Here is a 25,612-nt window from a genome sequence, read left to right as displayed (position 1 = left end):
TCCATGTCGCCAAGGGCTGCTTGTGTGGGAAGGTGTTGGTCCATCTCCCTTCCAAGCCGCCTGCGGCGACATGGTTTTTTCTACCCCTGATTGGCATCATCGATTAATCTTTATCCCTACTGCTTTCCTGCTGCTATTTGTTTGTACACAAGCCTATGCACAGTCAACATGCTTAACTTGTGAATCTTCAACAGATGAGTGCGACGTAGATCTGGTGCATTCATTGGTTGGTTTAGCTGCGATTGCGTACCGGACTGTTCTTGCTCAGTTCGTTGCTACTACACCAATTTGGATACTGATGTGCTTGATGTGTTGGAGGAAAAGGTCCAGGTCGGCGAAGTAGGGGGTTTGCTTGCTCAGTCCTTGCCTGAAAACATTAGGAGGAATATGGATAGAGCTGTCATTAATGGCAAAACTGCCGACGGTTTTTATCTTGGCGAACATTATGGCTTCGTCGAATATCGAGATGACACGACTTTAGTCTTTCCTCTACAAGAGGATCAGTTTGACTTTCGGGGATGCAATGGCGAGATAATTGCAAGTGTCCAAAGACACCCCTCAGATTGACTCGTTCCAACTATAAACTACTCATCTACGACCGCGGCCCACCCGGACACATCGTCGGGGTGGGCGTTTTTTGTTTGGGGATGCCCAGCACATCGCCTCATCCGTGCGATGCCTCAGCCCCGTATCGCCATGCCAGGTACGCCATGAAGCCCGCACCCGTGGAGAGCGCATCTTCGTTGATGGTGAATCGCGACGTGTGCAGTCCGTGCGTGTCGTGGCCGGGAGCGCTGCCCGTGCCCAGCCGGTAGAAGCTGCCTGGGCACTCGTTCAGATAGTAGGCAAAGTCTTCGCCCGCATACCATTTCTCCAGGTCAATGGTGCGGTCCTCGCCCACGTAGTCCAGCGCAGCATTGCGAGCCAGGGCTGTGGGGGCCTCGTGGTTGTAAAGCGCCGGATAGCCGGTTTTGACGTCCACTGTGGCGGTGGCGCCGTGAGCCCGAGCGGTCTGCGTGGCGATGCGCTCAATAAGCTTGTGCGCCTTCTGCCGCCATGCTTCATCCATGGCACGGAACGTACCCTCAATCTGCACCGCGTCGGGGAGCACGTTGGTGGCGCCGTTGGTCTGCACGCGGCCCAGCGACAGCACGCTCGGCACATCCGGCGGACGGTGGCGGCTGTTCACGGATTGCAGCGCCGTAATCACGTGGGCCGCGGCCACCACGGCATCGCTCGACAGCTCGTGCGGTGCGGCAGCGTGTCCGCCCTCGCCGTGGATGGTGAGGTAGATCTCGTCGGCAGAGGCCATGTACATGCCGCTGTGTACGCCAATCGTACCTGCAGGCAGGTCGGGCGCGACGTGCTGTCCGTAGACGACCTCTGGGGCGGGGCTGTGCTCATCGTCGTCGAGCACGCCTTCTTCGATGAGAAACGGGGCCCCACCCGGAAGGCGCTCCTCGCTGGGTTGAAAGCAGAACCGGATCGCCCCGTGAATATCCGCGCGCATCCCTTCGAGAATGTATGCAGCGCCAAGCAGCATTGCCGTGTGGGCATCGTGTCCGCAGGCGTGCATTGCGCCGTCGTTCTGGGAGGCAAAGTCCAGCCCCGTCTCCTCGTGGATGGGCAGCGCATCCATATCCGCCCGCAAAAACACCGTAGGCCCCGGCTTCTTGCCCTGGAGCGTAGCCATCAGTCCTGTATCGTACAGGCCCGTGCGCAGCGGCAGGTTGAGCGGCGCAAGCGCATCGGCCACAAACCGGGCCGTCTGCGTCTCCTCGGTCGAGAGCTCGGGCTGCTGGTGCAAAGCGCGTCGCCAGGCAATGACGTCGGCTTCGTAACGGGTGGCGGCGGTGCGAATGGCATCGAGCATAGCAGGAGGGTCGGGTAGAGAGATCATGGGACAGAAGAAAGAACAGGCGCTGTTTGACAAACAGGCAACGAGGCAATCAGATTCGCGCGGGCAGATACGTGCGGACAGCGGCCTATCGCCAATGCAACTCATAGAGGGATGCAGAGCGTTCGTGCCGGGTTTGTCGGAATACGGTACATGGTATAGAAGGCGCATTCAGAGAGAGAATCATATGCGTGCAGCAGGCATTACAATACAGTAACGCTGCTTGACATGAGGCTCCGCGCGTATTGTCATGTGCGATTTGCCTCATGAGGCCTCTCCGCCTTGGAAGCGGTTCCGGCAGGCAGCCACATGTGTTCGCTGTATCGCCCACACTATTACCTATTACTTGCTATGGATTCGAATACCGCCTCTGCAGAGACCGCTTCGCAGGCAGCCGACGAGCGCTCGGCCTATGAAAAAGCGCCTGCCGACGGACAAGAGATCGATCCGCGATGCGTTCCTCAGAATCTGGAGGAGGAGCCGCCCGTGGGCGACGAGATTGCGTACCCCGATTACGACGATGATCGCCACGAGATCTGGGGCACGCTCGTTGAGCGCCAGATGGAGCAGCTTCCCGGCCGGGCGTGCGACGCTTACATGCGCGGGCTCGACGTGCTCGACATCACCCCGAACCGCATTCCGAAGCTGAGTGCGCTAAGCCGCAAGCTTGAAGACCAGACCGGCTGGCAGGTCGCACGGATTCCGGGGCTGCTACACGAGAAAGACTTCTTTACGCTGCTTGCCAATCGCAAATTCCCGTCGACTGACTACGTACGCAACTGGGACGAGCTCGATTACACGCCAGCGCCGGACTGCTTCCACGACATGTTCGGGCACATGCCGATGCTCACGCAGCCGGACTTCGCGGACTTCTACCAGCTTTTCGGCAAAGCTGCGCTGAATGCTGAGGGAGCCGATCGTCCGCGCCTGGAGCGCTTCCACTGGTTCACGGTAGAGTTTGGACTCCTGAATGAAGGGGGCGATACCCGTATCTTTGGGGCCGGCATCGTGTCGTCGAACGAGGAAGTGACCCACGCGCTCTCTGATGAGGTAACCACCCACGCGTTCGACCCGGCACACATCACGGAGAAAGACTATGAGGTCTACAATCTACAAGACGAGCTCTTCGTGATGGACTCGTTTGAGCAGCTGGTCGATGGTTTCCGCTCATGGACGAAGAGCCGAGGACTGCTGTAAGCCGTCCATAACAGATCGTTTACAACAGATCTGGCATAGCACATCTGGGATAGCTTCACGACAGATGAGGAGTAGCTCTTCCCATCCCGGCTGGAAAGCCGACTACGAGGCCTGCCCTGCCACCCCGGCACGGCAGGCCTTGATGTGTTTGGGGAGATACAGGTGATTGGGCGGCACCACGCACAGCGGCGTAAGACCCCATTCATGGCGCAGAACCGTTACCTGGTTGCATCAGACGAAGAAGTATGGTCATGCTACTTTACTTTGCACGCTATGATGGCCACCTTGGTGTAACGAAGTAGAGTCGTCTACGACACCATGAAAGACGATCTGCAAAGACGGTCTGAGTCGAGGCTCCGTGAAAGTGCACCGTACAGGCTACAGAAGGAGGTGGGGGTAGGGGTGCGCAAACACTTGCTGATGACAACGTGCGTTTATATATTTCCAAGTCGGCAGTTGGTCTTTATTTCGGTAATGACCGGTGCTGCCTACGAAAACAGGCACCGATAACCCACCCACGCCACATAATTTGTGAAAGGGCGGTGCGTGCCTGTGCAGGCTTGTGTGATGAGATCAACACGCCTGTTCCGCTCCAAGTCCGACATTAATTTTTACCATTATAAAGATAGAACGATGGGCGATAAGCCGAAGAATATATTTCGAATCGATATCGAGCCGACTTCCGAACATCCCGACCGCCATCCGACACATGGGTGGCAGGTACGCATCAAGCGGCAGAAGAAGCAGCATACCAAGTACTTCTCTGATAAGCGCCATGGCGGCAAAGACGAGGCGCTTCAGGAAGCGATTGCCTACCGCGACGAACTGCTGGACGAACTGCCTGATCCGATGGACCCTGTTCGACGATCGGCAGAGGCGCGCTCAAAGACCGGGGTTATCGGGCTTAACTTCTGCTGGAAAGACGACGGCAGCGGTACGGCCAAGCCTTACGTTCAGTTGAGTTGGCTGGAGGGCGACGGAACGCGCCGTAGCGCGGCGTACTCAGTGCGAAAGTGGAACCTGCGTCGCGCCGTGTGGAAGGCTTGCGTGCGTCTCCATAAAGCACGCACCGAACACCACGCGGGCGAGATTGAAGAAGTCAACGAGATGTTCCAGACCGCCTACCCGAACATCCGGGAGCAGTACAATGAGGGGCCCGAAGGCGAAGGGCTTCCTGAGCATGAACAGGCAGCGCCTGAAAAAGCGGGGGCTGCCGCCATGTAGCCTCGGGAATAGGTGCAAGGTTCCGGCTTCGAAAAGGGCAGTTCTGCAGAAGAGGTCCCCATGTGAGCCGCTGGTACCAGGTGTAAGACACACCGAAAAACATATACAAACGGCACTGAGGCGATTAGGCCTCAGTGCCGTTTTTGTATGGGTAAAAAGCGTAAAGCGGATGCCCGCCTTGTGCGCGCCCACGAGGAGGTGGCCCGCAACAGAAGCCACTGCTCCTACAAGAACACGTCCTTTACCGAGCCACTCATTCTACGTAGCGCGTCATAAACTCGTAGATACGCAGCACCCGATCGATTCGCTGATTGGGGTCGCCAGTGCGCGAGAGGTCGTGTCCGGCATTGGGGTAGCGCACGTACTCCACAGGCCGATCCAGCAGCTTGAGGCTCCGATAGAGCATCTCGCTCTGTATGACACCGGTGCGCAGGTCGTTGCTTGCGTGCATAATGAGCAACGGCGTCGTAATCTGGTCGACATACGTTAGCGGAGAGTTACGGATCAGCGTAGTACGCGCGGTGTCGAGCGAGTCGGTGTACACGCTCACGGTATCGGCGGGGGCGTTCACCGGTGGCGGTACGTTGCCCTCCCACGGAAAGCCGCCGAAGTGCGAGGGGACGAGGCGCCAGGCGTTGCCCTCACCGAGGAACGTAGGCAGGTCGTATACGCCGCGCTGCGCCACGGCAGCGTCGAAGCGATCGGTCTGGCTTATGATCCAGGCTGTGAGGTAGCCGGCATACGAGCCGCCGGTGAGGACCTGCCGGTCCGCGTCGATCCAGTCGTTGTTAGCGATTGCGTAATCGGTTGTGGCGAGTACGTCGCGCATCGGGCCGGTGCCCCAGTCGCGGTAGTTTGCCCGGCGAAAGGCGTTGCCGTATCCGCCTGAGCCGCGCTGGTTGTTGTACACCACGGCAAATCCCTGCCCGGTCATGAACTGAAACTCGTGCCACATCGAAGCCTCGCCGGGGCCCCACATGGCAGACGGGCCACCGTGCATCTGCACCATGAGTGGATAGGCGGCCTCCTGACGCCGGTCAACCTCGGTCGGCGGCATCAGCCAGCCGTCGACGGCAAACGTATCGCTATCGGTCTCCATCGTCACCGAAAACGGCTCGGGGCGGCTGATCACGCGATCGGCGAGCCAGCGTGCGTTATGGCTGGATAGGCGCCGTTCATTCGAGAGGTCGGCGCTTGCTGCATACAGCTCGAAGGGGTTCTCGATTTCGGTGACGACGTACACGGCTGAGGCGTCGGTAATGTCGAACGAGCGGATGCCGCGCTCAATCGAGGAGAGCTGTTCGGGCGGCAGCGCCTGCATCATGGTCGAGTCGGCCTCGAACACGGTGCGCGAGTCGGTTACCTCGGGCGGCTGCATCGCTCCGTTCTCGGCATCGGTGGTGTCGCGCGCAAACGGGGCAAAGCGGTAGAGCGGAAAGCCGCCCTCCGACGGCGCCGTGGTATAGACATACCAGCCGTTGGGCGACCAACGCGGCGTACCCACCGACCGGTCGAGTCCGGCGGTGATGAGCTGGGGCTCGGTGCGGCCATCCATCGCAAAGATGCCGATCTGAGTCTGTGCGTAGCCAGCAGCAGTTGTATCCGACGCCGTAAAGGCCAGCTGGGTGCCGTCGTTCGTCAGGCGTGGGTTGGAGAGCGCATACGGGTCGATCTGCAAAAAGCGCTCGGCCTCGCGGGTGTCGGGGTCAACGAGTACGATGTGACGGGCCCGCACGTCGTCAGGGTGGCGCCCGTCGAGCGGACGCGTACTGGCGACCATCTGATTGGTGCTGTTGAGCCACTGCGCGCCGCTGTAGCTGCGAAAGCCCTCCGTAACGCGGATGGCGGTCGGCCGGTCCGGGTCGCCCGTCCAGATTGTGCCGGGCACGTCGACTGTAAAGTAGTGCTGAAACGAGATGGGTCCGCGCAGGTCGAACTCGCCCTGGAAGTCCAGGCGCGTAATCACATCCGGGTTGCGCTCGCTGGCACGCTCGTCGAGCCACTGGCGCTGCAGGGGAAGCGGGCCGTCGGGCGAGGGCGAGGGCACCGGCTGCTCCACCGAGATCGTATCAACGATAGCGCGGCGGGTCAGCGCATGGGCGCGCAGTGAATCAGCCCGCGTGAGATCGTCGCGCGTGCTCAGGTAGTCGTCGTCCATGCTCAGGTCTGACAGGTCTACATCTGTTGCGAGCGTATCGAGGGCGCGATGCGCTACCGTATCCCGTAGTACAAGCCGCTCTACTGTGGGGGCGCTGTACGCGGTAGAGCGGTTTGCGCTGCCAGGGCGCGCATCAAACCATGCAGGCACCGGATCGCCCTGCGCGGCCAGCGAGTCGCCCGGTACCGAGGCGGCGAAGAGCAGGCGGCGTCCGCCATCAATCCACTGCGGCTGCGAGGCGCCGTACGGATGTTCGGTAAGCTGGTAGGGCTCGCCGCCAGTAAGACGCGTTACGAAGACCTGTGGCGTACCGTCTACGCTGCGTACAAAAGCGATCTGGTCGCTATCCGGATGCCAGGCAGGCTGTGAGGCCGAGGCGCCCCGCGTAAGCGGCTCGGGCGCCACGCGTCCGTCGGGGCGGGCCACATACAGCTGCGTGCGGTACGTGCGGCCGCCATCGTCGGCATCCACAATACGCGTAACCGTGTAGACGGCGTGGCGTCCGTCGGGTGCAATGTGCACATCGCCCAGCTGGTGGATGCGAAACAGGTCGCTGGCCTGGATGGGCGTAGGCGTATCTGCAGACTGGCCGTTTACAGACTGGCCGCTTGCAGGCAGGACAGACGCGAGCGAAGCGCCAAGCCCGATAAAGGCTGCGGCTAACAAAGAAACAAAAGTACGCATAAGCAGAAGGCAAAAATAAACCGGGGGCATGGGGAGAGGACGCATCGAAACACCGCACCCAAACGCAGGGTGAGATGCGTCGACGCATCCGTTGCGCGTACGGAGCATCCGGTGGTATGCCAACGGTCGTGTGCCATGGTGTACCACCAGAAGCGTAATCGTACACAATAACCGCTATCTCATCGCACCAACCAAGCAAGCATGCAGCTTTTTTACAAGACATACGGCGAAGAAAAGCCGCCACTCATTATTCTTCATGGACTGTTGGGGGCACACGGCAACTGGCATACGCTTAGCCGCAATGCGTTTAGCGACAAAGCAACGGTGTACGCCGTAGACCAGCGCAACCACGGACGCTCGCCGCATACCGACCTGATTGACTACCCGAGTATGGCCGAGGACCTGCGCGGTTTTGCGGATGCGCACGACCTGTCGTCGCCGACGGTGATGGGCCATTCCATGGGTGGCAAGACGGCGATGGAGGCTGCGCTGCGCTATCCCGACCTGATGGATCGCCTCATCGTCGTCGACATAGCGCCGCGTCCGTACACCCCCAACCACCAGGCGCTCATCAACGCGCTCCGGGCCATCGACCCCACGCAGTACGAAAGCCGGAGCGCCATCGACGAGATGCTGGCTGAGGACGTGCCGTCGTGGACCATCCGGCAGTTTCTGCTGAAGAACCTGGAGTACGACGACGGCACGTATGTCTGGAAGCCTAACCTGCAGGCTATCGACGCCCACTACGATAAGCTGGTTGGACCTATCGAGGCTGAGGGACGCTTCACGAAGCCGACCATGTTCATCCGCGGCGCGCGATCGAACTACATCACCGACAGCGACTGGCCGATGATCCAGGAGCGCTTTCCGAATGCCTCGCTGGTCACCATTCCGGATGCCGGGCACTGGGTGCACGCCGAGGCGCCGGATCCCTTTGCACAGGCCGTGCTACGCATGCTTGACTGAACGCAGCCTGCCGGATCGTGTATACGGTGCTGCAGCATTTTTTTACCAACGAAACACCCCCTGCCATGACCCTCGGCTCGTTGACGTTTGGCGACCGCCCGCTCTTTCTTGCCCCCATGGAAGACGTGAGCGACCCGCCCTTTCGGATGATCTGCAAGCGGCTCGGCGCCGATATGCTCTACAGCGAGTTTGTGTCGACGGCCGGACTGAACCGGGGCGTAGAAGACGCCGAGCAGAAGCTCGATATCTTTCCGGAGGAGCGGCCGATCGGCATTCAGGTGTGGGGCGGCGAGATCGACGAGGTGCGCCGCGCCACGCCTCGCGTCGACGCCGCCGAACCCGATGTGATCGACATCAACTTCGGCTGTCCGGTACGTAAGATCATCGCCAAAGACGGTGGCGCCGGCATCCTGCGCGACCTCGACAAGATGGAGCGCATCACCGAAACCGTCATCGAAGCCAGCACGCGTCCGGTAACCGTAAAGACCCGCCTGGGGTGGGATGATAGCTCCATCCGCATCATAGAGGTGGCACAGCGCCTCGAAGCTCTCGGCATTGCCGGGCTTGCGGTGCATGCCCGCACGCGCTCGCAGCAGTACGGCGGCGAGGCGCGCTGGCAGTGGCTGCGGCGCATCAAAGAGGAGGGCGTGCGCGACATCCCCCTCATCGGCAACGGCGACGCCCTCGACCCCGAAGCTATCGACGCCATGTTCAACGAAACAGGCGTTGATGCCGTCATGATCGGTCGCGGAGCGATCGGCAACCCCTGGATTTTCCGGGACGCGAAGGTCTACATGGAGACCGGCGAGGTGCCGCCGCGTCCGTCATGGGAAGAGCGCGTGCAGGTCGTTGCCGAGCACCTGTCGCTTAAGTGCGAATGGCTGGGCGAGCGCACCGGCGTGCTGGAGATGCGCAGAAACTACAGCGGATACTTCAAAGGCTTCCGCAACGCGAGCAAGCTGCGCCACCTGCTCATGCAGGAGGACACGAAAGAGGGCGTGTTAGACGTAATGCTCAACTTCAACCCCGAAGCATCTGACATCCAACTCCCGTCAGCCGCACTGCCCAGCAAGACCATCGCCGAATCGTCCGAAGAACAGCGCTCCGCAAAGCCCGTCAACGTCAAAAAAGCCCAGCTCCCGAGTCCGGCGTAGAGGCATGGGCACACCGGCTGATCCTAAATCAGGTATACCAATCAGGTACACCAAGAGGAAAGCGACAGGCCAGCGCCTCAACCGGACGCGGGTACACACGAACCGCGGCATACGGGAAGTGATCGACGGCTCGTATCGGATCATTTACCGTATCAAGGAAGAGCAAATCGACGGGCTGGCGGTAATGCATAGTGCATAACAACTGCCGTCCGAATTCAGCGCGCAGTAAAGGGTGCCTGTAACCCTACGCTACTGCGGACGAAGGGCACTGGGGGCTTGGTGGGCATGAAACGGTAACGTCTCCGGTACACCACATTGATTAGGTTACTGTCAGCCTTCGCCGCGTTCCTCTAAAACGGCACCTCCTTTGTCGTCTTGCTGTCCTCGTCGCCCCCGTGCACTTTGGTTACCAGCTCAATGCCTTGGGCGGAGAAGCCGAACAGATCTTCGGGCGAGAAGACCAGGTCGAAGTCTTCCTTGCGAAAGAACGGGGTGAACTTGCGGGCGAATTCGTCGAGACGCTTCAGGTAGTACGCGGTGTTCTCATTGGGGGCTTCGGGGTCGTCGGGATTCCATTGCTCAGCGCGGGCGCAGTGCTTGAACGCGGTCACGTTGGCCGACTCGCCGGTGATGTAGTACGAGATCCGGTCGCCCACACGCACGGGCTGCCCGGTCTCCTCTTCGCGCTGAATCGCCAGCTCGTACGCAGCGGCACGCGGACGCTCACCGGCTTCGACCGCCGCTTCGTACTCTTCGACGCTGGTTTTCAGGGTTTCGGTGCGAGCAAAGCTGTCCACGCCCTGCTCCCAGGTGCGGTCGATGATGCGCTGCCGCGTATCCAGGTAGAGCTGGTGCAGCCCCTCGATGTCGTGGTCAAGCAGGCGGCGGATGGCGCGCCGCACGAAGGTGCGCCCGAACGGCTCGTTCGAGCGCGAGATGAGCGAGGAGCCTTTGAACTTGAGGTCGCCGTCGTAGGTGAGGAGCGCGTAGTTTTTCTTCTTGTAGGAGAGCATCTTCTTGTAGCGGCCGTCGAACCCAATACGAATGCCTTCGGGCATCGCATCGGTGAGCCCGATCGTGAAGTCGCGCTCCGTCTCCGCCCCGCGCACATCCTCGGGCGGCACGAAGAAGACGCCGTCGGTATCCACCTCCACGACCGTGCCGCCGCGCTCGCGGATCACCTCGATGATCTGCTGCACCAGATCCTGCCCGATCCGGGCCACGCGGTCGGCCTCCGCAAAGTCGTTGAACGCGGCCAGGCTGAAGCCCAGCATCCCGTAGAAGCTCTGCCCGATCCAGTTGAACGTGCCGTTGCGCCCCGCAAGTACGGTGTGATTGTCGGCTACGGTGATGCAGTGGATGGAGCCTTCGTAGTTGACACGGCTTCTGTGCTTATGCTTGAGCAAAGGAGCAATTTGTCTGGGAGCAGTCTCTTGTCCTGGACCAGTCATCCCGGACGAAGCGGAGCGAAGATCCGGGATCTCGGGCATGCTTCGGTGCAAGCTTGCAGGTACGGATTTGCCAGAATCGCGCAGCGGGTAAGTGGACTCCAAATAGACATCACGTGGAGGAAGACAGTACGCCTCCGACGTTTGAGTCAGATCATCCGCCTCGATCCACTGGTATCCCGTTTCCCGATAACCATTCACGCGGTTGGTGAGAAGGCGGTGATTGGGCGTCACGAGAAAGTCGACGTGCTGGTTCTTCAGGTGGACCATTTCGCCCCGGTACATCGACTGGTGGTGCACGTGCGTCACGGGCTTGATTTCGGCTTCGAGCGTGTCAGGGTTGAGCGAATAGACCCGATCGCCAACCGACACCTCGCGCACATTCTTCGGTCCCTGCACGGTCATGATCTCCGTTTCGGGGTCGAAGCAGTTTATCAGGATCTTATACGACGACTGCCGCGCATCCAGTTCGCTCTGCACTTCCTCGTCCTCGGCGGAGCGCATGGCGGATTTGGTGTCGAGGCGCAGCGTGGTGAGGCGATCCAGCAGGCGCGGAAAGAGGTCGAGCGCATCCCCCTCGGGCTGGATGTCGTAGTTCAGCATGATCGACGGGTACAGGCTCTCCACATCGGCATAGACGACGGGGCCGATGACGCCCGTGCGGAAGATGTCGGTGTAGCCGCCCATCGACTGGCTGCCCCAGTTGCTCTGCGGTAAGGCATAACGCTGGCGCAGGTACTCGCGTACGAAGAGCGATTCGATCTTGGCAGCGGGTCCACGCCGGGCCGCGCGTCCGTAGGTCATCGGCAGCATCTGCGTGAGGTAGAACGTGGAGCCGGAGAGGTGCCGGGCCAGCCGTCCGGTCTCAATCACGTCGTCGAGGGCGTAATCCAGGAGCCGCTCGCGGTCGGTGTGCCACGCCTCGGTCAGGTCTTCGCCTGCGATGTAGGTGCGGTCCTCGGGGGCGAAGCCGAAGTAGCGAGCAGCCGTCTTCAGGCTATAGTCCGGCAGATCGCGCTTGAAGACGTCGAACGCCATCACCTGAAAGTAGGCGTCGATGACGTGCCGTCCGGCAATATCCATCGCCGGGAAGTCCACCGTGCGCTCGGCAAACCGCATGCTGCTGTCAAACGTACGGGGCACCGACCCGTCGCGTCCGATCGCGAAATCGACGTTGTGCAGGGTGCATCGGTCCAGCAGATACGCCAGGTCGAAGGCAAAGACATTGTATCCCTCGATAACATCCGGATCGCGCTCGTTGATCGTGTGCACCAGCTCGCGCAAGAGCATCGCCTCCGACACCCCGGAGCGCTGATGCAGCACCTCCGACCAGCCGCGGTTGTCAGTGAGGGCTACGATGACGACCTCATCATTCGGGCGCTCGGCGTTGGGAAACGAGCCATCGCTAATCACTTCGATGTCGAGCTGCAGGCGGTGCAGGTCGTCGAGCGTCATGTCCTTAAAGCAGGTGCGCCCGCTCTGCGTGAGGTACTGCTGCACCGGATCGCTAATGAGGTAGAGCTCGTCGGGCCGCCGCTGGTCGCTGTCGGTCTGGCGCTTCACGTGGCGAATCGCCTCGTAGTAGTTCTGCCAGCACGAGAACACAACCACATGCTCGAAGAACCCACCGCCCTGCAGGCGCGAGGCCCGAAAGGTATCGCGGCGATGGCGCAGCAGCCCAATATCCGAGATAAAGAAGAACGGATACAGCGGCGCGTCTTCGGTGAACACCTCCGCGCCATCTTCGCTGCGCCGGTAGAGGCGCACCATGGCCTGCTCGCGCGAGGGGCGGTTCAGCAGCGGCTGTACGTCCACAATGCGCGGCGTGTCGTCGTGGCCGTAGAGCGTAGCATCCGAGGTATCGGGCGTGGGCGTCGCCATATAATCTATGAACCAGATTCAGGGGGATGCGCACAGGATAAACCGCTATCGGCACAGGAGGTGCCGGGCCTCCATGGCATCGTCTGGAAAAGCACATTCGGCCTCATCGCGTCCGTTGATTCGCCAGGTTGGATGTTCGGTCGCGGGCTTGCAGGAGCAGCGCCTTGTGCGGACGTGGGCGCGTCGAACGCATGAAGACGCAATCATGACAGAGCGATAACGCAGGCGTTATGTCGAGGTAATGGCGCACCGAGACATCTTTCGTACGTTGATGGTGCGTCAACAATTGAGTCCAAACTGATTCTCATTCCCCTCTGCCCATGGCTTGGTCGTTTGCCGCCCCACTTCGTTCTGCCCAGTCCAACGCGCTGCGAGAGGCCGTCTTGCAGCCTGCGTCCACCTCCGTGCGTAGCGCCTGGGATCGCCTCTTCACGGCGTGGTTCAATCGCCTGGTGTATACGCAGATCTGGGAAGATCCTCGTGTGGATGCAGAGGCGCTTCAGCTTAACGAAGAAAGCCGCATCCTCACTATTGCCTCGGCAGGATGCAACGTGCTCAACTATCTTACGCACGAGCCGCGTTCCATTCTGGCAGTCGACGTTAATCCGGCGCACATGGCGCTCACGCGGTTGAAGCTTGCGGCCATTGAGCGACTCCCCGACTACCCGGCGTTCTTTCAGTTCTTTGGCGAGGCCTGCCACGACGTCAATCTCGCCAACTACACGAGGCACATCCAACCGCATCTCGACCCTCAGACTCGTTCGTTCTGGGAGGCACGGGCCTGGCCCGGATGGCCGCGCATTCCGCGTATCCACTACTTTGCTGAGGGCTTCTACCAGCGAGGCGCGATGAGCCGATTTCAGCGCTTTATTGACCGGCTGGCGCATTACACCGTAGGGCACTGCCCTGCCGAGCTCCTGCAGGCCAACACGCTTGCCGAGCAGAAGGCCTTCTTCGAGGATGCCGTTGTGCCGTTCTTTGAGCATCCGGTCGTGCGCACGCTGGCTCGCATCCCGGCCTCGGTGTACAGCCTGGGCATCCCTCCACGCCAGTTTGAGCTGATGCGTGCCGAGGGCGATCTCCTCGCTTACTTCCGCGACCGCCTGCGCCGGTTGATGTGCGACTTTCCACTCTCCGACAATTACTTTGCCTGGCAGGCATTCGGACAGCGCTATCATCCCAGCGTGCTGCCGCCCTACCTGCAAGCACGCCACCACGCCCGTATCCGCTACTACCTGCCACATGTTGAAACGCGCGTTGCCTCACTCACTGGTGCCATGCAGCAGGCTCCAGCCAATCATTTCGACTCGTTTGTCCTGTTGGATGCGCAAGACTGGATGGACGATGCGGCTATTCAGGCGCTGTGGGAAGGCATTGCCCGCACCGGATGTCCGGGCGCCCGCATCATCTTTCGTTCGGCCGGAGCCACGTCGTGTGTTGAACAAGCGCTGCCCCGAACGCTACGCGCGCGGTTCACGTACCACCGCGACCGCTCGGCCCAGCTGCATGCGCACGACCGCTCAGCCGTGTATGGGGGATTCCACCTGTATGAGTTCAACGGATAACTCTATACACCCATTCGCCTTGTATCTGCGCTGACTTATCGCCTTCCCATGGCCCGCTCTGCAACGACGACCGATCCGGCACAGCGCATGGATCGGATGTATCGCTACACGCGCCACATCTACGACTGGACGCGCCGCCCATATCTGCTCGGGCGCGATCGCGTCTTGCAGGATATGGCTGCACGGCCTGCCGGGCATGTGCTCGAAATGGGGTGCGGCACGGCACGCAACCTGCGCGTGCTGCATGAGCAGGCGCCCCATCACACGCTCTACGGACTCGATGCTTCGGAGGCTATGCTCAACACAGCACGGGCGACGGCCTCTCCTGAAGTGCAGCATGCCATGTGCTTGAAGCAAGGCCTCGCGCAGTCCGTCGAACCCCGCATGTTTGGGCGCGCGGCTCCATTTGACATGGTGCTCTGCTCGTACGTGCTCTCTATGATCCCCAATGCGTCTGCTGCTGTTGATGCAGCGCTCAATGTGCTCGCACCCGGGGGACGCCTCTACCTGGTGGATTTTTGGGATCAGGCCAATTGGCCCGCTCCGTTGCGATGGGTATTGCAGCGGTGGCTCAGCTGGTTTGGCGTGCACCATCGTCCGGCACTACACGCTCACCTTGACGACTTGGCAGCCCGCAAGCGCATCCGCCTGACGCGCACGCCTATTGCGCACCGCTACGCGTATCAGGCGGTCGCGGTAAAAGCGGTCTCGTAACGCTCGACTTGTAACGCTCAACCGCACATGCGCAACAATTTGGGCGCCCCACAGCACGTACCACTTGCTGCACAAACACAGCTCTTTCCGTCTAACCCTTTTTGTGGATATGGATGCATCGCCACGCTACCGTACGGTCTGGATTTCGGATGTCCATCTGGGCACCCGCGATGCCAAGGCTGCATCTGTCGTTGACTTCTTACAACGCCATTCAGCAGAGCGCTACTACCTGGTTGGCGACATCGTTGACGGCTGGTCGCTGGCGCGATCGTGGTACTGGCCCGAGGCGCACAACCGCGTAGTCGAGACGCTATTGAAATGTGCTCGCAACGCCGATGTGATCTACATTCCTGGCAACCACGATGAAGCCGCGCGGCGCTTTCCGGGACTTCGGTTTGGCGGCATCACCACACAGATGAACCACATCCACACCACTGCCGACGGTCGCCGCTTCCTGGTTTTGCACGGTGACGAGTTCGACGGTATGATTCGCCATGCGCCGTGGCTCTCGCATGGAGGAGCCATCGCATACCAGGCACTTCTGACCACGAACCGGTACGTAAATCGCGTGCGTCGTTGGATGAATCTGCCGTACTGGTCGTTTTCGCAATACGTGAAGCAGCGTACCAAAAAAGCTGTGCAGTTCATTGCCAACTTCGAAACCGTAGTTGCACGCCGGGCCGCTAAAGAAAACGTCGACGGCGTTATCTGTGGGCATATTCATCACCCGGTCATTCGGAAGATTGACAGCGTCCAATATGTAAACACCGGCGATTGGATAGAAAGCTGCACGGGCGTGGTGGAGCATATGGACGGCACGCTCGAACTGCGCCGCTGGCTGCCAGGACGCACCGATGTTCGGTGGGATGCTCTGCCAGGAGAAACGGCGGTTGGTCCCACGGATTCGGATGCGACCCACGAGGGCGATGCGCTCCCTGGAGCGGCCATGGCAGAGCCTCACGAAGCCACATGGAGCCCATCTTCAGAGTAGTGCGCTCGGGAAATAGACGTGCTGCTGCGTCGGGGTGTCACGAAACAGTGTAACTTTTTGAGATCAATCACAGGATCTGGCACCGATGGGGCCGGTAGCGTTCGGCACACGTTACCCCGTTCGACTGCTCTGTTGGGAGCGTGGAGCGTTCATTTCGTCGTCCGACGGGGGAACGTCGGACGCAGTAGAATGCCTGTTTCCAGCGCCGTAGGGACACGGCGCGCCGGGTCCTACAACGAATGAAGGCGCTCCCGATCAGCGAGTTGAAGCAGCTTTGGGGGATGCTTCAAACACCTGCTGGGCGGTGCGCTCGCCTGCTTCGATGGCGCCGTCGAGGTAGCCGGGATGCTCGGTGGCGGTTTCGGCGCTGGCCCACAGCAGGTGTCCGTTCCAGTGTGGCCGGGTGATCACAGACGGTGGTGTGGGCGGATGCTCAACATAGAGCGGGTCGGCATCAGGCGGCGTGGTGGCGGGGTCGGTGCGCCAGCTGCTTGTGGCGATAGCCGTTGGCGCGGGGGCGTCGCTCCCGAAGCAGTGCGCGAGTTGGGTGCGGATGGCCTTGTGAAGGGCTGCTTTGCCCTCTGTCGCAAGGGTTTGCAGCCCCGTAGGATGCAGAAAGCCCGCGAGCGCAGCGCGTCCATCGGAGGCGACGGCATCATGCCAGTGGGCCACCGGACCCGCGTGGCTGACGACGCGCCCATCGATGCCCTGCTGATGCCAGAACGCATCCGCAAATGTAGCCACCGCCTTGCCCGAGGCCGCCATCCACGTGGGTGTGTTGCGCTGAGCGGATGCGAGAGAATCGGGGAGCGCAGGGTCGAAACGGATGGTGTGCGCCACCAGCCGCGGCGGCACGGCTACGATAAGACGCCTGGCGGTTGCAACTGCCGCGCCGTTTGGGCCGTCGACATGCACTTGCACGCCTGCGTCGGTCTGCTGCACCTGCGTTACGCGATGATTGAGTTTCACTGCATCACTGGGGAGCGCTGCGGCCAAATGCTGGGCCAGTGTTTGCGTACCGCCTTCGAGGCGCCATGAGGGCGGGGGCGTGTCGGGCCACGGGAAGTGCTGCACCGGCTGTTCAGCGCGCGGTTCATAGAGCGCGATGCCGGGCTCGTGCTGCCGAATGCGCTCAATGCCCAACTGCTCAGCTAAATCGTGCACGCGGGTGTGCTCAGTCCAGTGCCAGGCCGCGCCCAAATCCAACTGCAGCGAATCGGGGCCAAGGGGCGGACTCCAGGTGCGTCCACCAACGCGGTTGCGCGTCTCCCATACCACGACCCCATGACCGGCTTCGTGCAGGCGCGTGGCGGCAACGAGCCCGCTAAGTCCAGCGCCGGCGATACCAATAGGAGCGCCCATGTGCATAGGCAATTACAGGATTTCGTTTGCAATCTGACGGACCAGAACGCTGGGATTTGGTAAGTCACTGCTGTATGCCTGATTAATCATCACAGCAATGACGAGACCATCATCGGGATAGATACGGAGGTGCGTGCGTGCACCCGACCCAAACCCGCCATGTTCGGCGATGCGGTGGCCGTCTTGGGTAAGCAGCCTCCACCCGACCCCGTTGCTGCACCGTCCTCCTGAGCCAAACGAGCATCCAGCAGCTAAAGGAGTCCAGAGCCGGTTATCGCGGACCGCGTCGCGCACAATGTCTCCATTGAGCAGGCGCCAGCCAAACCGGGCCATGTCGAGCGTGTGCATCTCCAGGCCCCCGCCCAGCACTTTCCAACTGCTGTCCACGTAATTAAACGTGTTTCCACTACTGTTATGCGGTGTGGCACGTTCACGGTTGGACTGCAACGAAGCCGTTTCAAACTGAGAGCGCACCGATGGGAGTCCCCACGACGCATTGATCTCCTCACGCACGAGCCGGTGAACCGGTCGCCCGCTCACCTGTTCGAGTACAGCGCCAAGGAGCGTGAACGCGTGGGTGGAGTAGACACGGTTGCTCCCGACCGTGCAGGTTGGAGTCTGAACCAGACCTGTATTCCACAGCGCAGTAGACGCTTGCAGGGCATTGGGATAAAAGGCGACCATGTCGCTGTTTGAGATGCCGGGGATTGTGCCGGAGTTTTCGCTTCTCGGGTAGTGTACCACGCAGCCAAGGTGCGCGGTGAGCTGCTCCACGGTGTGGGTATGGTGAGCAGGGAGCGTGGCCCGCTGGTTGACACCCCGGTTAAGATACTGCCGCGTTGGGCGCGTCATATCAAGGTTGACACGGCGGCCATTTGTCAATCGGCCCTCATCTTCCAGCTTAGCAGCTAAAGTAGCTCCAAAGACTTTGGAGACCGAAGCTGCGCTGTAAACGGTTTGGCTATGAGCGCCATGGCCATTGCTGGGATTTGCATCTCCGAACCCCCGGCGGTAGACGGTTTCCCCGTTGTGAATGATTGCTACGGAAATACCGGGTGCACTTACTGAGTTTCGATGTGCGTTCACTAACCCGTCTATCGCTTCACGGTGGGCGTAGCGGAGGCGTGCGTTATTTTCCACCCAGACGCCTGAATAGCGCGCCCCGTTCTGGTCGGCTTCAAAATCGGCAAGCCGGTAACCCCGATCGCGATACTCGTTCCATAGATTGCGAAACTGCTGGTCGTTTCGGCCCGTGCGTAGCTGGTACATGGGCATATCTGAGCGACGCTCCCAAATAGCGGCGTAGCGCTGCTGATTGTTCTCGGTATAGCTTTCATAATCGCGCACCTGGTAGCCACGACGGCCCAGCGCATTGACCTGACTCTGGTACTGGGCGCGTGTCATGTTGGTACGCATTGTCCAGTCTACGTCGTCGGTGTCGGCGTACCAGATAGCCGCCCAGCGCAATCCACCAGGCGTTTCGTACGCTTCAATATCGACGGGGCGCAGGTTCTCCTGCCGACGTTGTGCGTGGAGCTCTCCGAACCGATTGGTGGTCATATTTCGATTCGACTTCCAGCGAATCCCTTCACGATTCTCCACCCAGATGCCGGCAAAGCGCAGGTTGCGTCCCATCATATATCCCTCGACATCGGTAGGCCGAAACCCAGCCTCTTGCATCTCGGTCCAGCGCTCATTGTAGCGATCCGAGGTCATGTTGCGCCACTGTCGCCACTGTCGTCCATCATGATTATCGCGCCACACCATCGCATACCGCGTCTGGCGGCCTTGTGTGTAAGCCTCCACGTCGATAAGCATCCAGCCCCGATTTCGATATTCGCTGAACAGCTCGCTGTAGCGCTCGCTGGTAAGGTTCCTGAACGAGCCCCAGGAAAGCTCCCGCTCGGCCGTGAACTTTTCAGAAGGAGCCTGATTCGCTGTCGCAGGATTGATGATCGTATGCTCAGCTCCAAAAGGAATTGACCGAGTCGTCTGAGGTAGATCCTGAGCCTGGAGGGCGGCGCCTGGAAAGAGAAGCAGGCAGGTCAGTCCCCAGAGGACGGCAAGAGGGCCAAGGTGCAGAATGCGCTTTGCAGAAGAAAAACGGAGGATCGTCATGTTGCCACCCATGCTTTGTGTGGAGGATTTGTTTAAATAGGTGGCGAAAAGCACATAGTCTACCGGACAAGTAATGGTAAAAAAATATTGGGTAGCGGGAAGATGTTAAGTGATTGACATGTGTTTTACATCATCGCAATCCGTTCAAACCCCCTCTGTCTTCGAGCTTCGCCGCAGGCGTGATCCTATGGACACCTCCCCCTTGGCTAAGGGGGAGAAACCCGACACGAGCCCGTAGGGCGACTGATGGAGCGAAGCGGAATAAGGGAGAGGGGATTCGACCGAGATGAGACTTCGGGGCAAATCACCTCATCACTTAGCGTCTATCCACTACATAAAATTGTAAATTGTATTACGGGTTTTTTCGCTTGCGTTACCGCAACGAACTGAACTGACTGGCGGAAGTGACGCCTCTGTAGCATTGCTCTTGATTCGCAATTGTCGGTGGGGCTGTTGTATCCTGCACGATAGAAGTGATCTGTGCGCGGTTGGATCTTCGCGCTTTTCCTTCTGCGCTGTCCGTAGGTTCGATGCAGAGCCTTTCGCGACATCTCGGACGCCAGACAATCGCCTGTGATACGGCACCACGCTTTTCCTCACAACCAAACCTTCCTGACTCTATGTCCAATATCTTTGCACCTGACCTTCTCGACGGCGAGCACATCGTGATCACCGGCGGCGGAACTGGTCTCGGACGCGCGATGGCCGAGCGATGTGCAGCGCTCGGCGCATCGGTCACGATTAACGGACGACGCACCGAGCCGCTCGATGAAACCGTTGCTGCCATCGAGGAGGCCGGCGGTACGGCTAACGGCATCTCCTGCAACGTGCGCGACGCCGAATCTGTCGACGACTTTTTCGACGAGGCGGAAGACGCCCAGGGCCCGGTAACCGCTCTCGTGAACAACGCTGCGGCAAACTTCCTGGCGGCGACCGAAGACCTCTCGCCCAACGGATTCGACGCCATCGTTAAGACCAACCTGTACGGCTCGTTCTACTGCACGCAAGCGTGTGGACAGCGGTGGATCGAGCGCGGGTCGGGTGGGGTGGTGCTGTCGATTGCCACGACCTACGCCGATACCGGAAGCGCCTTCGTCGTACCCAGTGCCGTTTCAAAGGCCGGCATTGTGGCGATGATGCGCTCGCTGGCAGCAGAGTGGGGGCCTGAAGGCATCCGGCTGAATGCAATTGCGCCCGGGCCTTTTCCAACGGAGGGCGCGTGGAGCCGCCTCGTGCCGGGCATGGACGTGGAGGACGATATGAAGCAGCGCAACCCAACGCGCCGCTTCGGTGAACCGGAGGAGCTGGCTACGCTCGTGGCGTTTCTGCTCTCTGACGGCGCCGCTTACATGAATGGCGAGGTGGTTACGTTCGATGGCGGTGAGAAGCTGGTGGCGGGCGGACAGTTCAACGCGTTCACGGCGATGCCGCGCAAGCAGATCAAGGGGCTTTTTGCGAAGATGAAAGCAGCCCGCGATAAGTAGCCTGCGGAGCGCCTGCGCGCCCCTTTCTCAGCGGGCCGTGGAGACCGTTCTTGATACCGCGACGTATGCCGAAGAGGCGCAGGCGGTCCGTATCCTCCCGACCACACGGTGCCAGGACGGTCCCTGCCAATATGAAGAAAAGCGATTCCACGACGCCCGATTCACTGAAACGGCGGCGTACTTCTTGCTCTTTAATTCATCCACCCTTATTTAGGGATTAACGATGTGTTAACAAGCATAGAAGTACAGAACGCTATGGCTACCCTCGATATGAACCTGTTCGCCCGTGCGGCCGACGACGTAGAGCGAACGCAGTACCAGATTCTCGGCGGCTTGCAGCATGCACGTCGCGACTTTGCGGCGAAGCGCATCTACCCGCATCTTGGGCGTCTGGTAGCGCTGTACACGTCGCTGCGAACGATTCTAAAGCAGTCGGATGCGTACCGTACGGCCTCTACGGGTACGGCGACCGGCATTGATTGGGAGGAAGGTACACTGCAGTACCGCTGGCCGGAACTGGAAGACGGTGAGCTCTCGACGGTGCGTGCGCTCATTGAGTGGGCGCTGCCGCGTATCCAGGAGGCAATCGAGGAGGGGCGCTCGATCTACGAGATGGTTGAGGACAACTTCGACGTAGAGACGGTGGGCATTATGCCGTCGTATGTGAAAGAGGGCTACGTGCTCGTGCCCGACCGCAAGGCGCATCGCCTGCACGTGCTGCGCTACACAGTGTCGATCTTTACGAATGAAGACGAGCAGTACCGCACGCTCAAGACCGAGCACTGCAAGTCGATCGATCAGTTTGGCGTAGACGCGCATCCGAGCTCGGTCAAGCTCGAAATGGTGGATGAGCGCAAGGACTTGCCGAATCCGGCGACATACATGTTCAACACGGACCTCGACTTTCCATATGAGCCGACGCTTCTGCCTGTGGCGAAGCGCACGCTCATGCGACACTTGGCGCAAGAGGAAGGCTGGGCATAGCAGACGGCACGGCCCTCCACATGTAATGAGCGCCCCTGCGCGATGGTGAACGTCGTTGCGCAGGGGCGCTTGTGATTTTGGGGGCCGGGCTACGTGAAGGGCGTGGGGGGCGTAAGGCGTACGGTTACGCAAGAAGCGTATCGGCAGCGTGCCACCCTGAATCGAACGCGTCTTCCACCGAGATGCCCGTGCGGTAGTTGCCTGCAAACTGGAGTCCGGAGTGAGCGGCTTCGAGCGCGTCGAGGCGCCCCTTTACGGCGCCGTGGCGAGACGTATACTGCGGGATGGCGTGGGGCCAGACCACCTGGTGCGAAAACACCGGGTCATCGGTAACGCCAAGCAGGCGCTGCAGGTCGCGCATGACAAGGGCACGAGCGGCATCCGGATCGGCATGGGCGTGTTCAGGCGCGCGGGCCCCGCCCACGAAAGTGGTAAGCAGCACGTGTCCGTCGGGGGCCCGTTTCGGGAAGAGGGTAGAGGCGAAGATGGTGCCCAGGATCTCAAACGACGATTCGGCAGCAGGCAGAAGCATTCCGAACCCGTCGAGCGGATGCGACACCGCGTCGCGCTTGAACCCGAGCGATACGCTGCGCATGGGGGCATACGGCACGTCGTGCAGCGGGTGCAGCGGCAGCGACGTGCCGAACGTGACCTCCGTGCCCAGCGTGTGCAGGGGCGCTGCGTAGACCACGGCGTCGACCGTCGTGCTTCCAGCGGCGTGCTCAATGCGCCAGCCAGCGTCTGTAGGCACGAGGGCATGCACTGGGCAGCCAAGATGCATCTGCTCGTGCAAGTGAGCAGCCAGGGTGCGGGGCAGCGTGTCGAGGCCGTCCTCAAAGGAAAAGAGGCCATTCACGGTTGGCTCTTCAGAGGCATTTGCACCGCGCAGTGCGCTGCGGATCCCGCCGATGAAGAGCGAGCCATGCTCCTTCTCCATCGACTTGAGCGCTGGAAACGCGTGTTGCACCGCAAGCTTGTCGGGGCGTCCGCCATAGACGCCGGCTACGAAGGGATTCACGGCGTAGTCAAGCACCTCGGGGCCGAGGCGCCGCGCCACGAAACGCGCCAGCGACTCGTTGGCCGGGCCGCGCGTGCGAAAGGGCTCGGTGAATAAGCGGGCTTTGGCACGCGCAGAGAGGAGCGGCGTGCGAACGAAGTCAGATAGCGACTGCGGGATGGGCACAGGCCGGGCGTTGCGCACCACGAAGCGGTTACGAGCTTTGGGGTTGGATTCGACGCGTGCGTTGTCGAGTCCGAGATCACGCATCACGCCTGCAAGTGCGGGGCCGGCCCCGTTGATGGAGTTTGGGCCCTCCTCAACGAGAAATCCGTTGCGCCGGGTCGTGCGGATGACGCCGCCGGCATGGTCGTTGGCCTCAAAGACCTGCACTGCGCATCCCGCCTCATGCAGCCGGTACGCCGCTGCGAGTCCGCTAATCCCTGCTCCAATGATACCCACCTGTGTAGGATGCGACATACGATGGCACCAAGATCATAGAGAGTGATTCACGAGTGTTCAGTGGCTCGTTGTACCCTGTTACCGAAACTCTCGTTGCACGCGATCCGTAAATTAAAGTCCACATTACGCAAAGGTTGTGTGTGCTCGTCATCACAAAATTGTAGAGAGGTGATGGCACATGCGCGTCTTGATTGAGCTCCGTACGCACAAAACGAAAGGATACATATGGCTACAGAAGCAATGAACGAAAGCTGGCGTCGCATTCGCGATCAGGTTAAGCTGATCTGGGAAGACGCGGACTTCGACGACAAAGAGATGAAACGGGCACGTGGCGAGATGGACAAGCTGGTCGGGCTCATCCACGACAAGACGGGCGACTCGCCTGAGGAGATCCGTCGCAAGATGAGCGCTATTCTGTAGCTTAGCTCCTGTATTTTACGATTGCACTACACGGTCGCGCTGCACGGCCGCACTGCTGTGTTCTCCGCACAAACTGAATCACCTGTCTTGGATCTTCCGGGACAGGTGTTCTGTTTTTAAGGGCTGGAACCGCTTTCATTCTTCTTCACCAAGATCTTTTCCTGTTGCATGGCCGACGTATCTGCTCCCGATCAACTGGGCACGCCCGCATCCACCTCCTCATCACGTTTCCAGCGCCGCGCCGACCACTACAAAGGTCTGCTGGAGACGTATAACGCCCGCCGCGCCGAAGTCTCTAAAGGCGGCGGTGATCGGCGCATCGAGCGGCAGCATAAGCGGGGCAAGCTCACGGCGCGCGAACGCATCGCCCACCTGCTCGACGACCCCGACGACTTCACCGAGGTCGGGCAGTTTGCCGGATACGAGATGTACGAGGACGAAGGCGGCTGTCCCTCGGGCGGTACGGTGATGGGCCTTGGCCATGTAAGCGGGCGCCTTAGCCTGGTGGTGGCGAACGATGCCACCGTTAAAGCAGGTGCCTGGTTTCCGATCACTGCGAAGAAGAACCTGCGGGCGCAAGAGATCGCCCTCGAAAACCACGTACCGATCATCTACCTGGTCGACTCGGCGGGCGTCTACCTGCCTATGCAAGACGAGATCTTTCCCGACAAAGAGCACTTCGGGCGCATCTTCCGCAACAACGCGATTCTCTCCAGCAAGGGCATCCCACAGATTGCGGCCATCATGGGAAGCTGCGTAGCAGGCGGCGCCTACCTGCCGATTATGAGCGACGAAGCGCTCATCGTAGACGGGACCGGCTCGGTATTTCTTGCCGGGCCCTTTCTCGTAAAAGCAGCCATCGGCGAGGAGGTCGAAGCCGACGTGCTGGGCGGGGCCACCACCCACACCGAGATCTCAGGGGTAGCCGACTACAAATGCGAGTCGGACGAGGAGGCGCTCGACACCGTTCGCGACATCGTTGGCCACATGGGTCCGGAGCACCGCTTCGGGTTCACGCGTGATGCACCCGTGGCGCCGGCATTCGACGCCGAGGAGATCTACGGGCTCGTTCCCGACAGCGGGCAGCAGCCGTACGACATGCGCGAGGTGCTGGCGCGTATCGTGGATGCCGACTCATGGACTGAGTACAAGAAGGGATACGGACGTACACTGCTTACCGGATATGCCCGTATCGATGGGTGGAATGTCGGCATCGTAGCGAACCAGCGGGCGGTTGTGCGCAATAAGACAAATCACGAAACGAAAGGTGAGATTCAGGTAGGAGGGGTGATCTATGCCGATGCTGCCGACAAAGCAGCGCGGTTTATCATGAACTGCAACCAGAAGCAGATTCCGCTCGTGTTCTTCCAGGACGTGACGGGTTTCATGGTCGGCAAACGAGCTGAACACGGTGGGATTATCAAAGATGGCGCCAAGATGGTGAATGCCATGTCGAACAGCACCGTGCCGAAGTTTACCGTTGTAGCGGGTAACTCATACGGCGCCGGCAACTACGCCATGTGCGGACGCGCCTACGACCCGCGGCTTATCTGCGCCTGGCCTACGGCCAAGATTGCGGTGATGGGGGGCACGCAGGCAGCGAAGGTACTGCATCAGATTCAGGTGCGCAAGCTTGAAAAGCAGGGCAAGGAGCTTACGGAGGAGGAAGAGCAGGAGATGCTCGCCCGTATCGAAGACCGATACGAGAAGCAGACCACGCCCTACTATGCAGCGGCACGTCTCTGGGTCGACGAAATCATCGATCCGGTAGACACCCGCGCATGGCTGTCGCGCGGAATCAACATGGCCGACCTGAATCCGGAGATGGCCGACTTCAACCCCGGCGTCATCCAAACCTGAGGTATCCAAACATAGAGAGCGCCACGATCGTTCAAGTCAAAAGCAG

Annotated in this window: 19 protein-coding genes; 12 read left to right on the top strand and 7 right to left on the bottom strand. The window is 60.3% G+C overall.

Annotated features, from left to right (window positions below; translation table 11 throughout):
• Positions 1 to 288: 288 nt before the first annotated feature.
• Entirely contained in the window at positions 289 to 567 is a 279-nt protein-coding gene (locus PPP56_RS09895) for a hypothetical protein (RefSeq protein ID WP_353563882.1), read from the top strand.
• Positions 568 to 664: 97 nt separating this feature from the next.
• On the opposite strand, the gene PPP56_RS09890 is transcribed toward PPP56_RS09895, so the two are convergent.
• On the bottom strand, positions 665 to 1,873 hold the full coding sequence (locus PPP56_RS09890) for a M20 metallopeptidase family protein (RefSeq protein WP_353563881.1): 1,209 nt from the start codon (positions 1,871 to 1,873) through the stop codon (positions 665 to 667).
• 375 nt (positions 1,874 to 2,248) lie between these two features.
• On the opposite strand from PPP56_RS09890, the gene PPP56_RS09885 reads away from it, so the two are divergent.
• Positions 2,249 to 3,094, top strand: a complete 846-nt coding sequence (locus PPP56_RS09885; RefSeq protein ID WP_353563880.1) for a phenylalanine 4-monooxygenase — start codon at positions 2,249 to 2,251, stop codon at positions 3,092 to 3,094.
• Between the two features lie 633 nt (positions 3,095 to 3,727).
• Entirely contained in the window at positions 3,728 to 4,318 is a 591-nt protein-coding gene (locus tag PPP56_RS09880) for an AP2 domain-containing protein (RefSeq protein WP_353563879.1), read from the top strand.
• Between the two features lie 253 nt (positions 4,319 to 4,571).
• Here the strand turns inward: PPP56_RS09880 and PPP56_RS09875 are convergent, their stop codons facing one another.
• On the bottom strand, positions 4,572 to 7,160 hold the full coding sequence (locus PPP56_RS09875; RefSeq protein ID WP_353563878.1) for a S9 family peptidase: 2,589 nt from the start codon (positions 7,158 to 7,160) through the stop codon (positions 4,572 to 4,574).
• A gap of 201 nt (positions 7,161 to 7,361) precedes the next feature.
• Here PPP56_RS09875 and PPP56_RS09870 point away from each other — a divergent pair, with 201 nt between their 5' ends.
• A complete protein-coding gene (locus tag PPP56_RS09870; protein WP_353563877.1) occupies positions 7,362 to 8,126 on the top strand; it encodes an alpha/beta fold hydrolase in 765 nt (254 codons plus the stop codon).
• A 65-nt stretch (positions 8,127 to 8,191) separates the two neighbouring features.
• On the top strand, positions 8,192 to 9,280 hold the full coding sequence (gene dusB, locus PPP56_RS09865) for a tRNA dihydrouridine synthase DusB (protein WP_353563876.1): 1,089 nt from the start codon (positions 8,192 to 8,194) through the stop codon (positions 9,278 to 9,280).
• 28 nt (positions 9,281 to 9,308) lie between these two features.
• Here the strand turns inward: dusB and PPP56_RS09860 are convergent, their stop codons facing one another.
• Together PPP56_RS09860 and PPP56_RS09855 are read right to left on the bottom strand one after the other, a co-directional pair.
• A complete protein-coding gene (locus PPP56_RS09860; protein WP_353563875.1) occupies positions 9,309 to 9,470 on the bottom strand; it encodes a hypothetical protein in 162 nt (53 codons plus the stop codon).
• A gap of 160 nt (positions 9,471 to 9,630) precedes the next feature.
• Positions 9,631 to 12,609, bottom strand: a complete 2,979-nt coding sequence (locus tag PPP56_RS09855) for a DNA polymerase domain-containing protein (protein ID WP_353563874.1) — start codon at positions 12,607 to 12,609, stop codon at positions 9,631 to 9,633.
• Positions 12,610 to 12,929: 320 nt separating this feature from the next.
• Here PPP56_RS09855 and PPP56_RS09850 point away from each other — a divergent pair, with 320 nt between their 5' ends.
• The 3 genes from PPP56_RS09850 (at position 12,930) to PPP56_RS09840 (ending at position 15,879) form a co-directional block, all read left to right on the top strand.
• A complete protein-coding gene (locus tag PPP56_RS09850) occupies positions 12,930 to 14,174 on the top strand; it encodes a BtaA family protein (protein WP_353563873.1) in 1,245 nt (414 codons plus the stop codon).
• Between the two features lie 48 nt (positions 14,175 to 14,222).
• Positions 14,223 to 14,888, top strand: a complete 666-nt coding sequence (locus PPP56_RS09845; RefSeq protein ID WP_353563872.1) for a class I SAM-dependent methyltransferase — start codon at positions 14,223 to 14,225, stop codon at positions 14,886 to 14,888.
• A 109-nt stretch (positions 14,889 to 14,997) separates the two neighbouring features.
• On the top strand, positions 14,998 to 15,879 hold the full coding sequence (locus tag PPP56_RS09840; protein ID WP_353563871.1) for a UDP-2,3-diacylglucosamine diphosphatase: 882 nt from the start codon (positions 14,998 to 15,000) through the stop codon (positions 15,877 to 15,879).
• Positions 15,880 to 16,134: 255 nt separating this feature from the next.
• Here PPP56_RS09840 and PPP56_RS09835 read toward each other — a convergent pair whose 3' ends face one another.
• Positions 16,135 to 17,241: a flavin monoamine oxidase family protein gene (locus PPP56_RS09835; RefSeq protein WP_353563870.1), complete on the bottom strand. Its 1,107-nt coding sequence runs from the start codon at positions 17,239 to 17,241 to the stop codon at positions 16,135 to 16,137.
• A 12-nt stretch (positions 17,242 to 17,253) separates the two neighbouring features.
• Entirely contained in the window at positions 17,254 to 19,359 is a 2,106-nt protein-coding gene (locus PPP56_RS09830) for a serine hydrolase (RefSeq protein ID WP_353563869.1), read from the bottom strand.
• A 620-nt stretch (positions 19,360 to 19,979) separates the two neighbouring features.
• Between PPP56_RS09830 and PPP56_RS09825 the strand changes: the two genes are divergently transcribed.
• Both PPP56_RS09825 and PPP56_RS09820 read left to right on the top strand, forming a co-directional pair.
• Positions 19,980 to 20,843: an SDR family oxidoreductase gene (locus tag PPP56_RS09825; RefSeq protein ID WP_353563868.1), complete on the top strand. Its 864-nt coding sequence runs from the start codon at positions 19,980 to 19,982 to the stop codon at positions 20,841 to 20,843.
• 255 nt (positions 20,844 to 21,098) lie between these two features.
• Positions 21,099 to 21,827: a hypothetical protein gene (locus tag PPP56_RS09820; protein ID WP_353563867.1), complete on the top strand. Its 729-nt coding sequence runs from the start codon at positions 21,099 to 21,101 to the stop codon at positions 21,825 to 21,827.
• A 124-nt stretch (positions 21,828 to 21,951) separates the two neighbouring features.
• Here the strand turns inward: PPP56_RS09820 and hemG are convergent, their stop codons facing one another.
• Positions 21,952 to 23,304 (bottom strand): protoporphyrinogen oxidase, encoded by a 1,353-nt coding sequence (hemG, locus tag PPP56_RS09815; RefSeq protein ID WP_353563866.1) that lies wholly within the window; start codon positions 23,302 to 23,304, stop codon positions 21,952 to 21,954.
• Between the two features lie 207 nt (positions 23,305 to 23,511).
• On the opposite strand from hemG, the gene PPP56_RS09810 reads away from it, so the two are divergent.
• Both PPP56_RS09810 and PPP56_RS09805 read left to right on the top strand, forming a co-directional pair.
• The gene (locus PPP56_RS09810) at positions 23,512 to 23,706 is read left to right on the top strand and encodes a general stress protein CsbD (RefSeq protein ID WP_353563865.1); all 195 of its coding nucleotides are present in this window, start codon (positions 23,512 to 23,514) and stop codon (positions 23,704 to 23,706) included.
• Between the two features lie 168 nt (positions 23,707 to 23,874).
• Entirely contained in the window at positions 23,875 to 25,566 is a 1,692-nt protein-coding gene (locus tag PPP56_RS09805) for an acyl-CoA carboxylase subunit beta (RefSeq protein ID WP_353563864.1), read from the top strand.
• Positions 25,567 to 25,612 lie beyond the last annotated feature (46 nt).

The organism is Longimonas sp. (genome assembly GCF_040409695.1).
Lineage (GTDB): Bacteria > Bacteroidota > Rhodothermia > Rhodothermales > Salinibacteraceae > Longimonas.
The sequence above is the reverse complement of the archived record's forward strand: the minus strand, read 5'-3'. Positions and strand labels throughout refer to the sequence as shown.

What these genes read in the sequence shown, in the direction of transcription:
- PPP56_RS09850 (WP_353563873.1), top strand. Translation starts at nt 12,930, where the DNA reads ATGGCTTGGTCGTTTGCCGCCCCACTTCGTTCTGCCCAGTCCAACGCG.
- PPP56_RS09805 (WP_353563864.1), top strand. Translation starts at nt 23,875, where the DNA reads ATGGCCGACGTATCTGCTCCCGATCAACTGGGCACGCCCGCATCCACC.
- PPP56_RS09890 (WP_353563881.1), bottom strand. Translation starts at nt 1,873, where the DNA reads ATGCTCGATGCCATTCGCACCGCCGCCACCCGTTACGAAGCCGACGTC.
- PPP56_RS09840 (WP_353563871.1), top strand. Translation starts at nt 14,998, where the DNA reads ATGGATGCATCGCCACGCTACCGTACGGTCTGGATTTCGGATGTCCAT.
- PPP56_RS09825 (WP_353563868.1), top strand. Translation starts at nt 19,980, where the DNA reads ATGTCCAATATCTTTGCACCTGACCTTCTCGACGGCGAGCACATCGTG.
- PPP56_RS09860 (WP_353563875.1), bottom strand. Translation starts at nt 9,470, where the DNA reads ATGCATTACCGCCAGCCCGTCGATTTGCTCTTCCTTGATACGGTAAAT.
- hemG (WP_353563866.1), bottom strand. Translation starts at nt 23,304, where the DNA reads ATGTCGCATCCTACACAGGTGGGTATCATTGGAGCAGGGATTAGCGGA.
- PPP56_RS09830 (WP_353563869.1), bottom strand. Translation starts at nt 19,359, where the DNA reads ATGACGATCCTCCGTTTTTCTTCTGCAAAGCGCATTCTGCACCTTGGC.
- PPP56_RS09855 (WP_353563874.1), bottom strand. Translation starts at nt 12,609, where the DNA reads ATGGCGACGCCCACGCCCGATACCTCGGATGCTACGCTCTACGGCCAC.
- dusB (WP_353563876.1), top strand. Translation starts at nt 8,192, where the DNA reads ATGACCCTCGGCTCGTTGACGTTTGGCGACCGCCCGCTCTTTCTTGCC.
- PPP56_RS09810 (WP_353563865.1), top strand. Translation starts at nt 23,512, where the DNA reads ATGGCTACAGAAGCAATGAACGAAAGCTGGCGTCGCATTCGCGATCAG.
- PPP56_RS09880 (WP_353563879.1), top strand. Translation starts at nt 3,728, where the DNA reads ATGGGCGATAAGCCGAAGAATATATTTCGAATCGATATCGAGCCGACT.
- PPP56_RS09875 (WP_353563878.1), bottom strand. Translation starts at nt 7,160, where the DNA reads ATGCGTACTTTTGTTTCTTTGTTAGCCGCAGCCTTTATCGGGCTTGGC.
- PPP56_RS09845 (WP_353563872.1), top strand. Translation starts at nt 14,223, where the DNA reads ATGGCCCGCTCTGCAACGACGACCGATCCGGCACAGCGCATGGATCGG.
- PPP56_RS09885 (WP_353563880.1), top strand. Translation starts at nt 2,249, where the DNA reads ATGGATTCGAATACCGCCTCTGCAGAGACCGCTTCGCAGGCAGCCGAC.
- PPP56_RS09870 (WP_353563877.1), top strand. Translation starts at nt 7,362, where the DNA reads ATGCAGCTTTTTTACAAGACATACGGCGAAGAAAAGCCGCCACTCATT.
- PPP56_RS09835 (WP_353563870.1), bottom strand. Translation starts at nt 17,241, where the DNA reads ATGGGCGCTCCTATTGGTATCGCCGGCGCTGGACTTAGCGGGCTCGTT.
- PPP56_RS09820 (WP_353563867.1), top strand. Translation starts at nt 21,099, where the DNA reads ATGGCTACCCTCGATATGAACCTGTTCGCCCGTGCGGCCGACGACGTA.